This is a genomic window from Clostridioides sp. ES-S-0010-02 (assembly GCA_020641055.1).
GTDB lineage: Bacteria > Bacillota > Clostridia > Peptostreptococcales > Peptostreptococcaceae > Clostridioides.
The window spans coordinates 3,799,545-3,814,702 of record CP067345.1; the positions used below are offsets into that span (position 1 = coordinate 3,799,545).

The 15,158-nt window shown below is 28.0% G+C and carries 16 protein-coding genes; all 16 read right to left on the bottom strand.

Annotated features, from left to right (window positions below; translation table 11 throughout):
* Window positions 1-14: 14 nt before the first annotated feature.
* Window positions 15-1,337, bottom strand: coding sequence for a M56 family metallopeptidase (locus JJC01_17655; GenBank protein UDN57962.1), 1,323 nt, complete (start codon window positions 1,335-1,337; stop codon window positions 15-17).
* Window positions 1,338-1,347: 10 nt separating this feature from the next.
* Window positions 1,348-1,707, bottom strand: a complete 360-nt coding sequence (locus tag JJC01_17660; protein ID UDN57963.1) for a BlaI/MecI/CopY family transcriptional regulator — start codon at window positions 1,705-1,707, stop codon at window positions 1,348-1,350.
* Between the two features lie 204 nt (window positions 1,708-1,911).
* Window positions 1,912-2,691 (bottom strand): DUF975 family protein, encoded by a 780-nt coding sequence (locus JJC01_17665; GenBank protein UDN57964.1) that lies wholly within the window; start codon window positions 2,689-2,691, stop codon window positions 1,912-1,914.
* 287 nt (window positions 2,692-2,978) lie between these two features.
* Window positions 2,979-3,590 (bottom strand): hypothetical protein, encoded by a 612-nt coding sequence (locus JJC01_17670; GenBank protein ID UDN57965.1) that lies wholly within the window; start codon window positions 3,588-3,590, stop codon window positions 2,979-2,981.
* 92 nt (window positions 3,591-3,682) lie between these two features.
* The gene (locus JJC01_17675) at window positions 3,683-4,672 is read right to left on the bottom strand and encodes an ornithine cyclodeaminase family protein (GenBank protein UDN57966.1); all 990 of its coding nucleotides are present in this window, start codon (window positions 4,670-4,672) and stop codon (window positions 3,683-3,685) included.
* 107 nt (window positions 4,673-4,779) lie between these two features.
* Window positions 4,780-5,643, bottom strand: coding sequence for a DUF3298 and DUF4163 domain-containing protein (locus tag JJC01_17680; GenBank protein UDN57967.1), 864 nt, complete (start codon window positions 5,641-5,643; stop codon window positions 4,780-4,782).
* Between the two features lie 119 nt (window positions 5,644-5,762).
* Window positions 5,763-6,344 (bottom strand): chemotaxis protein CheB, encoded by a 582-nt coding sequence (locus JJC01_17685; GenBank protein ID UDN57968.1) that lies wholly within the window; start codon window positions 6,342-6,344, stop codon window positions 5,763-5,765.
* Between the two features lie 39 nt (window positions 6,345-6,383).
* Window positions 6,384-7,187 (bottom strand): protein-glutamate O-methyltransferase CheR, encoded by an 804-nt coding sequence (locus tag JJC01_17690; GenBank protein ID UDN57969.1) that lies wholly within the window; start codon window positions 7,185-7,187, stop codon window positions 6,384-6,386.
* A 36-nt stretch (window positions 7,188-7,223) separates the two neighbouring features.
* Window positions 7,224-7,664: a chemotaxis protein CheW gene (locus JJC01_17695; protein UDN57970.1), complete on the bottom strand. Its 441-nt coding sequence runs from the start codon at window positions 7,662-7,664 to the stop codon at window positions 7,224-7,226.
* 12 nt (window positions 7,665-7,676) lie between these two features.
* Window positions 7,677-9,803 carry a chemotaxis protein CheA gene (locus JJC01_17700; protein ID UDN57971.1) on the bottom strand — a complete coding sequence of 709 codons (2,127 nt, stop codon included), beginning with the start codon at window positions 9,801-9,803 and terminating at the stop codon, window positions 7,677-7,679.
* 61 nt (window positions 9,804-9,864) lie between these two features.
* Window positions 9,865-11,568: a HAMP domain-containing protein gene (locus JJC01_17705; GenBank protein UDN57972.1), complete on the bottom strand. Its 1,704-nt coding sequence runs from the start codon at window positions 11,566-11,568 to the stop codon at window positions 9,865-9,867.
* 41 nt (window positions 11,569-11,609) lie between these two features.
* Complete coding sequence (locus JJC01_17710; GenBank protein ID UDN57973.1) at window positions 11,610-12,569, bottom strand: diguanylate cyclase; 960 nt, start codon at window positions 12,567-12,569, stop codon at window positions 11,610-11,612.
* 146 nt (window positions 12,570-12,715) lie between these two features.
* Complete coding sequence (locus tag JJC01_17715; protein UDN57974.1) at window positions 12,716-13,222, bottom strand: purine-binding chemotaxis protein CheW; 507 nt, start codon at window positions 13,220-13,222, stop codon at window positions 12,716-12,718.
* Between the two features lie 40 nt (window positions 13,223-13,262).
* Window positions 13,263-13,748, bottom strand: a complete 486-nt coding sequence (locus JJC01_17720) for a chemotaxis protein CheD (protein UDN57975.1) — start codon at window positions 13,746-13,748, stop codon at window positions 13,263-13,265.
* Window positions 13,745-14,362, bottom strand: a complete 618-nt coding sequence (locus tag JJC01_17725) for a chemotaxis protein CheC (GenBank protein UDN60213.1) — start codon at window positions 14,360-14,362, stop codon at window positions 13,745-13,747. Before JJC01_17725 ends, JJC01_17720 begins: the two co-directional genes overlap by 4 nt.
* A 64-nt stretch (window positions 14,363-14,426) precedes the next feature.
* Window positions 14,427-14,789: a response regulator gene (locus tag JJC01_17730; protein ID UDN57976.1), complete on the bottom strand. Its 363-nt coding sequence runs from the start codon at window positions 14,787-14,789 to the stop codon at window positions 14,427-14,429.
* Window positions 14,790-15,158 lie beyond the last annotated feature (369 nt).

Here is a 15,158-nt window from a genome sequence, read left to right on the forward strand (position 1 = left end):
TATTTGTCATATATCTAGTTGCTTTCAGAATCTTTATACTGCAATTTATTATTTGTTAAAATCTTCATACTTTTTGTTACAGATATCTTCTTAGAAATATTATCAGTTGGTACAACTGAATACTTTGACATATTAGAATACACTTCTTCTACATCAACCTTTGAAGTAATTTTCTGCATTTTATATGTTTCTGATGTACTTAAATCAATGCTTTCATCACTTTTAGCTGATAATCCCACAGAAATATTTGTATTATTTATCTTAGATTCTATTTTTAATGGCTGACCTCCTATTGAAAAGTCGTTTTTATTACTTTGCTCAATTTCCATTAGATTAAAAGATTCAACTTCATCAATTTCTTTATTTCCAGTTGCAAAAACAACACTAGTCCCACAAATTAACACAGCTGAAACTAAAAAAGTAATATAGGTTGATTTTTTAAACTTCATAACATTAACTATTCTTTCTTCTATCTTTGTCTTTCCAAATCCGTTATAAAGTGTCATTGGAAATGTATTATGTTCCTCTGCTAAACTTATAAGCGTAGTTGCATAATCAGCTCTATATTCTTCACCAACTATACTCATTACCTTTTCATCACAACTAAATTCTATATCTTTATTCAATAAAAAAAGCATTACCCAAACTAAAGGATTGAACCAATGGACAGCAAGAGCTACAATCATAAACAACTTCAATATATTGTCAAACCTATTGATATGAACCAATTCATGAGTTAAGACAAAGTTTAGAGTTTGGTTATTGCTATAGTCCATTTGTTTTGGCAAAATAATATTCGGTTTTAAAATACCAGTTGTAAGAGGTGTTTTAGTAAATTCAGAAATACAAACAAAGAATTTTCTAAGACCTCTATTATCATATGCCCACTTTTTAATAAATTCATGATTTTTTATATGTATCGAAGTTTTAAAAAGATTAATCGTCCTGGTATACTTAAAGCATAAAAACATAATAAAAGTAATAGAAATTCCAAACGTTAAAATACTTGATATTTCCAATGCTGTAAAATTCTCAAGATTGAATAAAGCCTTAGAATCTCCAAAATTATTCTTACTGATAGAATTATTATTTTTCTTAATTGAATAATCCACAGCGGATGCATTTCCCAATTGAGCATCAAAATTTGACTCAATAATGCTATAAATACTAAAAGTAGAATTTAAACTTACTGGTACTAAAAGTTTAAACAAAACAACTAGCCATAATAATACAAATACTTTTTTAGGCAATTTTTTAAACAAACATGCTCTTATAAAAATAACAATTAAAATTAAAACCCCAGAAGTAACACTCATTTCTAACAATTTAGTGAACATTAATCTTACCTCACTTTAATTTCTCAACAATCTGTTTAAGTTTTGTAATCTCATCACTTGAGAGATTTTCTTTATTAATAAAAGCTGAAAGAAATTTCTCTGAAGACCCTCCAAACATTTTATTAATTAAGCTTTCTGTTTCATGCTTCTGAACTTCTTCTTTGCTTATTAAAGGTCTACAAACAAAGTTTGGTTCAATTCTTTCTATTGCACCTTTTGATACTAATTTTTTTATAACTGTATACGTAGTGTTTCTATTCCATCCTGTTTCTTCCTTTAAAACTTTTACTAATTCCCCTGCTTTACTTTCTCCTATCTCCCATAGAACTTCCATCACCTTAAGTTCTGAATCAAATAATTTTATTTCCATATAAAATCGCTCCTCAAATATGGTTATCACAATAGTCAATATTATAATTTAAAACTATCACAGTAGTCTATGTGATGTCAACCATTTATTTTTTTAATAACAAAAACTGTCCTTTAAAGAAATAGTTCTTGTAAAAGACAGTCTTGTCATTTTTATACTTTAATATCTAAATAAAGCTTTATTTTATTTAACTATAAAACCATCTTAATACATAGAATAAGATTTTTCCTTATCTAATAATATATCTTCTACATCTGGATTATCTTTTAATAATTCTCTATAGAAATTACAATTAGTAACTCCTATATATGGAATTAACCATAACAAACCTATTCCTAAAGTGAATATAGTCAATATATACCATCCTATAAAGCTAAGATTTAATATAAATAGTTTAAGTACATTACCCTTCATCATATCTAAACTAGCACCCATTGCTTTAAATACACCAAGATTATCTTTATCTTCACATATTAAAAAAGCAGCTTGAGAAATGTATAATAACAATATATAAACTGGCAACATCAACACAATTACTATAATAACTAGAGTTATGGCAGTAGAAATTACAGTTCCTACTCCAACATTATTACTTGATAGGTATTCAATTGCTCCACTAGTGAGTAAAACTCCAAATGACAAAAATGCTCCGATAATTGTGATTATAAAAGAATAAATATAAACAGCAATTGATTCTAATATATAAAGTCCAAAACTTCTTAAATAAATTCTTCCATTTACGAAGATATCTCCCATCTTGACTTTTTTATCTTTAGTAATCTTTAAAAACATACATGTAAATCCTGCTGCAACTAAAAAACCTATTATCGCTACTATGATAGTAGTTAAGGGTTCAAAAGGCAATCCTATAAATGATATAGCTACTATCAACGCAATATATATTGCCATATTAATTGCACATGTTCCCCAGTTTCCAGATAACTGAGCTTTTGATACTCTTTTTAATTCTTGCCTTGATAACATAAAAAACACCCCTTTCATTTTATATAAAAAATCTCCCTAAAAGCATATAAATAAACTTTTATCATATAACATAATATTAATATATCATATTTTCGACTATATAACACACAATTATTCACCATGTTTTATCAAGATATAGCATAATTGTATTGAAAGTTTTATATAGTCAAAATTGCCAAGTATATCAAATAAATTTGAAAGGTAGTGTTCAATAAATAATAAAATAAACTATCTTTCAAACAGTTTATTATATGTTTAAAAGATAGTTTTAGTGTCTTTAAAATAAATTAAATTGTATATATTCCTTCACATAATTTTTGTATATTGCTAGGTGGTTGCCATTTACCATCTTTTTTTGTATATGTAATTGAAGTTGTAACATCTTTCGTTGGCTTTTTGTTATAAAGGTCTATAATCATTTTTGCCATATCATCTTGAACTTCTTTTTCTGCTTTATTGTAATTATTTTTATCAGTTACATATGATTTTACTAAATCGTTTGCCTCAGACATTACTTTACTAGTATCCAATGCTTTACTTACAACTTTTAAAGTTATCTTATCCTTACTAGAAGAATCTACTGTTACTGTCTTTTCAACACCTTGTATTAATTTAACAATTGTTTCATATATCTTTTCAGCATTCTCTTTTCCATAAAGAGGTGTTAATTGAGCAAGCATTGAAACTTTATCTGTGTTATTATAAGTTTGAATTTGTTTATATTCAGCTTCTGTTAAAGCATCAGAAATGCCTTTTTCATCGTATTTATACATTTCTAGTGCTGCTAAATTAGCTTCAAAATTCGACTTTACTTTTTCTTCTGCATTAGAACAGCCTATAGTTAGAACTAAAACTAAAGCCATAATAGAAGACAAGATTAATTTTTTTACCATTTTCATACAAATATCCTCCCTCAGTTAATTGAATAAAAAAATTTATTTATTAATATTATAGCATAATTTTGTCTAATTATAAGTTTATTTTGAAAATTTTACCATTCCCAATCTATTCCAATCCCTCTATCTTTTGCTTTATCATATATTCTTTTCGCTGTTACGACATCTTGTACACCTATTCCGACACTTTTAAACACAATTATTTCGTCATCATTTTCTCTTCCGGAAATAGTTCCATTTATAACATTTCCCAAATCACCACTAAAATCAGCTTTGCTTATTTTACCTTCTTCTAGAGGAATTAATATATCTCCTGATTCTGATAAAACTGCATCTGTTGATTCAAAAAATATCTTAGATGCTCTAGTTAAACAAGTTGGACACATCTCTTGCATATCTGGTAAGTATGAACCTACAGCACTCACTAATGCTCCCTTTTTAACCAAATTTCCATCAAATACTGGTTTTTTTGATGTTGTTGCTAAAACTATTACATCAGCATTATCTATGGCTTCATCAGATGACTCAGCTGCAACTATTTTAGTATTATATTTACTTAGCTTTAAGTTCATCTCTTTTGCAAATTTTTCTCTACTTTCTTTATTTCTACTGAAAACTCTTACTTCATCTAAATTTCTAGCTTCTAACATAGCTTCAAGTTGTGACTCACCTTGTCCTCCCAAGCCTATTAAAGCCCCTATCTTAGAATCCTTTTTAGCTAAAACATCTATAGCTGCACCAGATGCTGCACCAGTACGAACTTGAGTTATATAAGTACCATCTAAAGCAGCACATACTTCTCCAGTCTCCCCATCTAATAATAATACTGTTGCTGGAATTACTGGTTTGCCTTTTTGAGCATTTTTAGGGAATACAGATACAATTTTTATTCCTGCACACCCTAAGTCCTCTACATATCCTGGCATAAATAACATACTAGCATCCTGACTTGGAACTGGTATATTAGTTCTCAAAGGAGTTACACTTTTTCCTTCACAATAAATTCTAAAAGCCTCTTTATCAGCCTCAATTGCGTCTCTCATAGTAAATACTTTTTTTATGTCGTCTTTTTTTAAAAGTAGCATTTTATATACCCCCAATTTTAATAAGTTTCTATGCTAGATATTATAACATAACATTTTAATACAAATTCTATTTCATATTAAATAAATATATTTCAAATTAAATAATCCTATTTCATATTAAACAAATCTACATACTCCGATTTTAACATATAGCTTATTAGTTTTTTGTTTATTGAAAATTCTGGTATTCCTGCTGCATATGGAGTTATATCGTATAAATCAAAATATATAACTAAGTTATCATCTTGCAAATAAAAATTTTGATTTTCTTTTATCCCTTTAAAATTATATATTCCTACATTTTCTTTATCTTTCTTTTCTAAATCAGTTATTTGTTGTTTAATTTCCTCATCTATAACTTCTTTATATTTAGTATTATCTTTAAATAGGTCCATTAATTCTAAAAACTTCCCTGTTCTCATATCTACATTATAAGCTATATCTTGATAATAACCATGTGCTCCACCACTGTAAGTATAATATCTTACCTTTATACTAAGAGCAGAATCAGTATTCTTTTTAAGTTCAAAGTCTACATTTGCAACAAATTTATTTTCTTCATCAGGATTATCTTTAAGGTATTGTTTTGCCTCTTTATACGATTTGTTATAAAATTCAAATATATCATTTTTTATTCTATCATTTGTAGACCTTTCAACAATCTTATTTGAATTTGTTATTATAGGCATATTTATAGTACTTTCTATATATTCATCATTTTTCACTATTGTCTTACTTCCTATTGTACTTACTGATAAAGTTTGTTTACTATTTGTAGTATCTTTTGGCAATGATTGATTACTCATAACGCTTACAGCTTCTTTGTCTTTATTTAGATTAAGTAAAGCATCTTTCCCCAAATTATTATATCTATAGTCATGTTTAATTGCTAAAATAGCTATTATAGTCAAGGATAAAACAAACACATATCTTAAAACTCTAGCTTTCGTATTTACTTTAAAAAATTTCATCTTATTATTTTCCTCCTAAATATAAATCTCTCTTATTATATTTGGAGTTTCTAGGGTTTTTTATCCATATAATTTAATAAAAGATTAATTTTTATTTATAAAAATTAATCTTTTTCTTTTCAAATATTAAGATGACTTATCAGACAACTTGAAATTTTATCAAGTGGTAATTGGATTACAACAGAACCTCTATCAAATGCTACCATTGGCATTCCATATACAATGCAAGAATTTTTATCTTGCCCAATTGTAAATGAACCTTTCTCTCTCATTTTCAAAAGTCCAGTTGCTCCATCTGAACCCATTCCTGTAAGTATTATTCCTACTGAGTTTTTACCTGCTACTTGTGCTACTGAATCAAACAAAACATCTACAGATGGACAATGTCCACTTATTCTTTCACCTTCTTCACAAGTTACATAATACCCATCTTTATCTAAATGTAATTTCATTTGATATCCACCAGGTGCAATAAGTACATTTCCTTGCTCTACTCTATCATTATTTTTAGCTTCTCTTACATTCATAATACACTGCTTATCAAGTCGTTGTGCATACATCTCAGTAAATATAGCTGGCATATGTTGAGCTACAACAACCCCTGGTGTAGATTTTGGTAAGTCTTTTATAATCTCAAGTATTGCTTCTGTTCCACCTATAGATGCGCCTATAGCAATGACCCTGTTATTAATATTTTCCACATTACCGCCCCCACAAAATCATATATCTAAAATATTCTTCTATTTTTTATAAACAGCAGGTTTTACATAGTCGTATTCTGTATTTCTTCTATTTACTATCTCTGCATGACCTACAAATAAAAATCCATCTTTTTTAGTTACATCATAAAATTTATTTATAAGCTCTTCTTTTGTTTTTAAATCGAAATAAATCATAACATTTCTACAAAAAATCAAATCAAAAAGTTGATGTGAGAAATCTTCAATTAAATTGAATGGTTTAAAAAATACACTTTTTCTAATCTTATCACAAACTTTAAATGTACCATCTTTATTATCTATGAAATATTTTTTCTTCCATAATTTTGGAACATTATCAACATTTGCTTCTGTGTATACAGCTCTTTTAGCTTTTTCAAGTGAATTCATTGAAATATCTGTGGCTATAATTTTAATATTCCACAGGTCTTTCCTACTCCCAAAATAATCATCTAAAGTCATAGCTATTGAATATGCTTCTTCTCCACTAGAGCAACCTGCACTCCATATATTTAAGTTTCTGAGTTTATTATTTTCTTCCCAAAAAGGAAGTATATTATTATACATATACTCAAAATGCTGATGTTCTCTCATAAAAAATGTATGATTTGTGCTCAACCTATTTATTAAATTTATAGCTTCATTTCCTGTCTTATCTCTAAATAATAGGTTCATATATTGACTAAAAGAACTAAACTTTCTCTCTCGCATTGTATTATATAGTCGTCCTTCAATTAATACTCTTTTTTTGCTTAAATCAATTCCGTACTCTTTTTTTATATAGTTTCCAAGAATTTTAAATTCTTCATCAGTGAGTTTTATCATACAAAAAACTTCCTCCTGCCAATTTATCAAAGCTAATTACATGCTGTCAATTAGAAACTTTCGAATATCTAAAATTAGTATAGACTTATCTCCAACTTTTACAATCTCTTTTATAACTTTATTTATATTTATGTTGTTAGAAATAGTTGTCTCTAGTAAGTTTAAGTCATCTATAAGAACGACATCAACAACTTTATCTACAATAATTCCAACTTGATACTCATCAATTTTTATAATTATTATGCATGTTCTCTCATTATAATCAACTTCAGGAAGATTGTATCTAATATGCATATCAATAACTGGTATAATTCTTCCTCTCAAATTAATAACTCCATTTATATAATTTGGAAGACGTGGTACATATGTTATTGGTTGAAACCTTATAGTCTCAATTACATTTTCTAATTCTATTCCATAAATAACATCATTAACATAAAATGTTAATACTTGTTTTATAATATCATTTGTAGACATACTTTAAATCCCCTAATATATTTCCATAATGTTATCTGCATCTATAATCAGACTTATACTTCCATCACCAAGTATTGTGCATCCTGAAAAACCATTGTTTTTCATATTAAATCTGTTAAAATAAACTGGAAATGGCTTTACTACAACCTGTTGAGTTCCTATTATTTCATCCACAAAAATACATACTGCTTTATACTCATTTTCTATGATTATCATATTTCCATTTACTAATTCAGTTATATCTGTATGAATATCATATATTTTATGCAATCTTATAATAGGAATACATGCTCCATATATTGTAATTAATTCTGTTCCACTACCATCTTTAATTACTTGGCTTAAATCTGCAAGTTTAAATGTACTTCTTATTGATGATATTGGCAAAGTAAACATCGAGTTTCCAACTTTGAACTCCATACCTTCTACTATAGAAAGTGTCAGTGGTATTTTTATAGTAAATGTTGTTCCTTCATCTTTTGTACTTTTTACACCAATTGAACCACCAACTTTTTCAATACTTTTACGAACAATATCCATCCCTACTCCTCTACCAGAAAATTCAGTTATAGATTCCTTTGTAGAAAATCCTGGAGTCATAATTAAAGAGTTAATTTCATCATCAGTATATTCATTAATTTGATGTTTAAGAAGACCTTGTTCTTTAGCTTTTTCCAAAATCTTATCTTTCATGAGACCTCTGCCATCATCTGAAATACTTATGACAGCTTCTCCGCCTAAATTTTCAGCAGATAAAATTATAGTTCCTATTTCTTTTTTACCCTTAGATATGCGTTCATCAGCAGGCTCTATTGCATGGTCCATAGCATTTCTTATAAGATGCATAAATGGTTCTGCTAAATTATCCATTACATTTTTATCTACTTCTGTTTCATTTCCTATAGTTACTAGTTCAACATTTTTATCTAATTTTTTATTCATATCTCGTACAATTCTATGCATTTTTTGAAATACACCTGCAATTTTAACCATACGCATTGACATTACTATATCCTGCAATTCATCTGTAAGCTTATGTAATTGTCTGGTTGCTTTATTGAAATTATCTATATCAACACCTTTAGAATCTACACTATTTACAACCATTGATTCCATAATTACAATTTCTCCAACTATATTTTGAAGTAAATCTAGTTTTTCTAAATTTACAGTCATAATATTTTGTTTACTTATAGGAAGATGCTCATTTCCTTCAATTAAAACATCTTGCTCTAAGTCAATTTTCTCATTTAAGACACTTTCTTGTAATGCACTTTTTTCTTTTACAAAATTATTTTCATCTTTAGAATTTGTCTCCAAATTAGTTTTTGGGTTTTTCACCAACATATCATCCTGTTTTTCACTTGTATATATATCATCTTTATCAACATTTGAATACTCTTTTACATATAGATTATCTTTTATTGTTTTATAAATTATGTTTTTATCATCTTTAGCAATAAATTGTATATAAAATCCATATTTTTTAATATATTCTGCTGTACCTGTATTCTTTTCTACGTCTTCAGGATAAAATGCTAGAAATTCACAGTAATCTTGCAATTCAAATGTAAGCATAAAAGCTCTTACATTTTCCATCATACAATCTTGTTCAAAAACTATTTTGACTATGTCTGAACCTTCTCTATATAAAAAATTTAAATTAGTTATTTCTTTTTCGTATGTGTCTTCTAAGTTCAACTTATCTTGTAATTTTGTAGAACTTGATAGTTCTAGAGTACTTACATAATCTTCAATATCTTTTATAAAGCTAGAGCAATCAGAAGTTGTACAATCTCCTGATTGTAATTTACCAACATCATATTTTATAAAATCTAATGCTTGAAAAACTAAATCAAACAATAAATCATTATCTATAATCTCTATTTTTCTTTCACGTATAATATAAAATAGGTCTTCTACACTGTGTGCTAAAGCAGACATATTATCTAGACCCATCATAGAAGCTGAGCCTTTTATTGTATGCATAATTCTAAAAGTTTCATTAATATTACTGTCGCTAAATATTCTTTCTTTTTCTGTCTGAATCATAATTTCATCTAATTGCTCAAGTAATAGACTTGTCTCAAATATAAACATATCTAACATTGGTCTCATACTTGGTTCAATGTAATTCATATTTATCACCTACAGTCGACAAATAAATTTCTATTTTTTCTTATATATAATATTCTATAATCTAAATCCACGATGATTTTCTTATCTCACTTTCTTTTAGATGAAATTTTTCTACTAATTCTTTTAAAATTTGTGCTTGAGCAGACATTTCTTCTGAAGCTGCAGCACTTTCCTCTGCTGTTGCAGAGTTCATTTGAACTACTATTGAAATTTGCTCTATTCCAGATAAAATCTGTGTAATTGCTATCTCTTGACTATGCACAGATGAAGAAATTCCATTAATATAATCAGTAGTTTTTTCTACACCATTTACAACTAAGTCTAATGCTTTTGCAGTTTCTTTTGCAATTTTGACACCATTTTCCACTGTTTTAATAGCTTCTTCTATAAGAATTGCTGTGTTTTGAGCTGCTTTAGCACTTTTTCCAGCCAAAGACCTAACTTCATCTGCAACAACTGCAAATCCTCTACCATATTGGCCTGCTCTTGCTGCTTCAACGGCTGCGTTTAATGCAAGAATATTAGTTTGAAAAGCTATCTCATCTATGGTTTTGATTATCTTTGATATTTCATTTGATTTTTCACTTATTGCCTCCATTGATGTCATCATATCATCCATACATCTACTTCCAAAACCAACTTGTAATGCTGATTGGTCAGATACTTCACATGCAAGACTAGCACTATCTGCACATTGCTTAATTCCATCAGATATTTCATTAATTGTAGAGGCTAATTCTTCTACTGAACTAGCTTGTTCAGTAGCACCCTGCGAAAGAGCTTGTGCTCCTGCTGCTACTTGTTCTGATGCACTTGCAACTTGCTCAGCTGACAGATTTATTTCATAGAAATCATCATTAAAAGAATTTATTATACTTTCTAATGATGTTTTGATTGATTTAAAATCTCCTATAAATTCTTGTTCTATGTCTATTCTTAAATCCCCTTTTGCAATGCTAGTTAATGTACTGTCTATAAGGTCTATATAATTTAATAACATATCTTGCATCTTTTTGACAGAACTTACTAACATTCCTATTTCAGATTTACTTTCTTCAACATCTATACTTGTTCTTAAATCACCCGATGCAATTCTTGAAAAATGTTTTTCTACTTTATTAATAGGAATTACTATCTTTAGTTTTATTACTGCATATTCTATTATTGTTAATATGATTAATAGTGAGAGTATAAATATCGTTCTTAGTATCAAACTTTGTAATTCTTTTTTAACTTCTACAATTTCAGAATTTGAACGAGTAACTACATCCTCTTGAAATTCATCTATTAAAGAATCCATTTTTTCCTGAGATTCTACATATTCGCTACTAAAAATTATACTTTGAGCTAAGCTCTTGTCATTACTTTCAACTGCATTTATAGCACTTTGTTCTTTTGGTACCAAAGAATCAGATATCTCCTTAGCTTCCAAAATTTTATTTGACTCAGTCTTTGTAAGACCAATTTTTTCAAGTTTATTTAAAGCAGATTCTCTTGTTTTTCCATATAGCTCTTTTTCATAGACATCTTTATCCTTTTTTTCACCTGTAAAAACGTACCTTCTTAACATGTCACAAACTTCTCTTGTTGTGTCTTTTATATACTGACTTTCATTTCTCAAATTGTTCATGTCATTGATACTTTTTTCCACTTTTTCAAATGCTTTATAAGATGAAATTGAAGAAAAAATGCCTGCCATAACAGCTAGTACTATAATAATTAGCAATACTATTGCCAATTTGGAAAGCTTTACTTCTCTTTTCATATCTATACTCCTTTATAAAGTAAGTTTATCAAGATATCAATCTATATCTTCTTTAGTCCATTCATTGTACTTACTACACTGCAATCTTTTCCTAGATTTTTTCCCTCGTACATTGCCTTATCTGCTAGGGATATATTTTCTTCTAATGATATGTTTGAGTTTACCTCTACTACTCCTAATGTAATAGTACACTTTATTTCATTTCCTTTATAGTTAAATTCAAATTCCTTTATTTCTTTGCGAATTCTCTCTGAAAGTATTTTTGCCCCTTCTATTGAAGTATTAGTGAGCATTATCAAAAATTCTTCTCCACCCCATCTTGATACAGTATCAATTTGTCTACAATTCTTTTTAATTATACTTGAGATTACTGTTAGCACAAAATCTCCTGCTTCATGACCATAAGTATCATTAATAACTTTAAAATCGTCAATATCTCCAAGAATAAGAGATACTGTTTCATGACTATATCTATTAATTTTTCTTTGTTCCATAAGCTGATTAATTATATGACGTCTATTGTAAAGACCTGTTAGATAATCCCTTACAACTAATCTATTTAATTTTTCAAGAGAAGATTCCAGTTCATTATTTATTTTTCTTAATTTATCTTGAGATTTTTTGACTTCAATATGAGCCATAACACGAGCTTTTAATTCTGTCATACTAAAAGGTTTTACCATATAGTCTATTGCTCCTACTCCAAAACCCTTTACTACATCTGTATCTGTATTTTTTGAAGTTATAAAAATTATAGGTATATCTTCTGTACGAATATTAGATTTGAGTTCTCTACACAATTCAAATCCAGAATTGTCTGGCAAAATTATATCAAGCAGAATAATGTCTGGTGTACACTCTTTAATACACTCTTTTGCCTCTATTGCATTAAATGCTTTTATGACTTTAAAATTATCTTTTGTAAGTGTTTTATCTATTAAATCGCACATTAGAACACTATCATCAACAACTAAAATTGTTCCTTGTTGCTTATTTTCCATATCCAAACCTCTCTTAAACATAATATATTCAAATTTTAATAATTTAAAATTCTTACACTTAATAATTATACCACTATAGTTCCAAATGTTCTCATTATAATATAATTACAATGTCACTAAATTATATATCTGTGTTACATGATAGTTTAATTGTATTTAAAAAGCAATTCATCTATCAAAAGTTCTTCTCCATCAGTCAAAAGCTTCTTCAAATCTAACAAGGTAATTATTTGATTGTCTATCTCTCCAATACCACTTACAAAATAATCTGAATATTCAAGAGTAACCCTTGGTGGAGGTGATATCTGATTTTCTTCTAAATCTATTATCTCCTCAACTTTATCAACCATAAATCCCACTACTAAATTTTCCAATCCGGCTATTACTATATATACATAATCAGTAGTATTTAAATTATTTTTCCTCAGTCTCAAATGCATATCTATTATCGGGATAATTTTTCCCCTCAAATTTATTATTCCTTTTGAATAGGTTGGAAGTTCTGGAATAAATATGATTTCCTGATTCCCAACAATTTCTATGACTTTTTCAAGTTCAATACCAAAGTTCTGTTCGTCCATTTTAAATTTTAGGTACTTAATCCCCTCATCTACTAACTCATAACCTAAATATGGGTCATCTGGAAATCTCATTTAATACCTCCCCCTTAAATATCTTCTAAATAAAAATAATCTATATTTTCTTCTTTCCTTTATTTATTGAGTCTACAATTAAATCGCCTGTCTCAGTATAAAAGCGTATTGTTCTTCCATAATTCATTCCTGTATCTTCTGCTATTATTGGAATTTTTAAGCTTAAAAGAGTTTTTTTTACTGCTTCAACATTCCTATACCCTATGCTTGCAATTGATGAATTACTATTTCCTAAAAACATCTGGGCTCCTCCAGCTATTTTTGCTTTTATATATGTCCTATTTGCACCTATATGCTCCATAGACTTAATAAGTTCCTTTATTCCTGTGTCAGCAAATTTATATTTATTTTCAATGTGAATAGCATCTTTACTATATGGCAACATAACATGTAACATTCCACCAATTCCTGCTGTTTTATCTATTAAACATACTCCTACACAAGAACCAAGTGCATAAGTAACCAAAACATTTGGTTTATACACTATTTTCATGTCTGCAATATTTACTACTATCTCTCTACTCATACTGATAATCCCAATCTTACTAATATGTCTTTAAGCGAGTCCATTTCTGGAATCATCAATATGTGGCTAATAAAATAATTATCGCTATTTTTAAATTTATTTTCTATAAATAAAATTTTGTCCCCAACATCAGAAAATCTTATCATAGGAACATTCAACACAGCTCCGACCATATCAATACACATATCTGGAACCGAAATACTTATGTTCATGTTTAGCATAGATGCAATAGCATTTACATAAGAACTTGCCATAATATTTCCTATTTCTTTGATTGCAGAAATTTCAATACCTGTAATTTCGTCTAAGAAAGCTTCATCTTTATTAAAAAGAGAATTAAGCATAAGTTTAGTGATTGATTCATCCAACAAAAACATAAACATCCCATTAATATCGCCTTTCATATCAAGTAGAATGCATACAACCTTGTTTTCTGGACCTCCAAGTAAATTTGTAGCTTCATTATATTTAAGTATCTTGACCATGGGTATTAATACTTCTATCTTACTATTTATCATGGATGCAAGTGCAGTAATTGCATTCCCAGAGCCTATATTACCAATTTCTCTAAGAGCATCTATATGAATATTATCAAGTTGTGAATAATTTATAATATAAACCCCTCCCTCTATTGTTACATTTATGTATTTTTACTATATAAAGGTGTATTTACAGCCTTTATTTTAAGGCATTATTTACAACTTTAACCAATGTTTCTGTTTTAAATGGTTTTACTATAAAATCTAGTGCTCCAAGCTTTATAGCTTCCACAATCATATTTTCTTGCCCTATTGCAGAACACATCACCACTTTAGCATTTGAATCCAACATTTTTATTTCCTTTAATACCTCTAGACCATCTTTTTTAGGCATTGTAATATCAAGTAATGTCAAATCAGGCATTTCATCTTTAAACATATTATAAGCTTCTTCTCCATCACTTGCTTCTACTAAATTCTCGTAGCCACTTTTACTCAGAGCTTCTTTAATCATCATTCTCATAAAAATAGCATCATCTACTATTAAAATTTTATTTTCCATAAAACTAACTCCTCCATACTTGTAACAATAAATGCTATTATTTTTCAGTCATTGTTTATACTTACTGACTATTTTCCCTACATAATAAATACATTTCATCTATAAATAAAAGTACATATTCATGCTATACTATATTCAACTTTATTAATACAGTTTATAAATTAAAAAACTTATATATCTATTGTAATATATGTTTTGCATTTTGACGAGTTATTAAAAACATAATCACATAAAAACGTAAAAAACACAAAAACGTAAAAAGTTGTCAAAAACCAATTATATAGATATATAATAAATTGAAAATATTTATATAATATACATCTATTATCGGCTGAACTATAATTAAATTTATATCCTATTATTAATTAA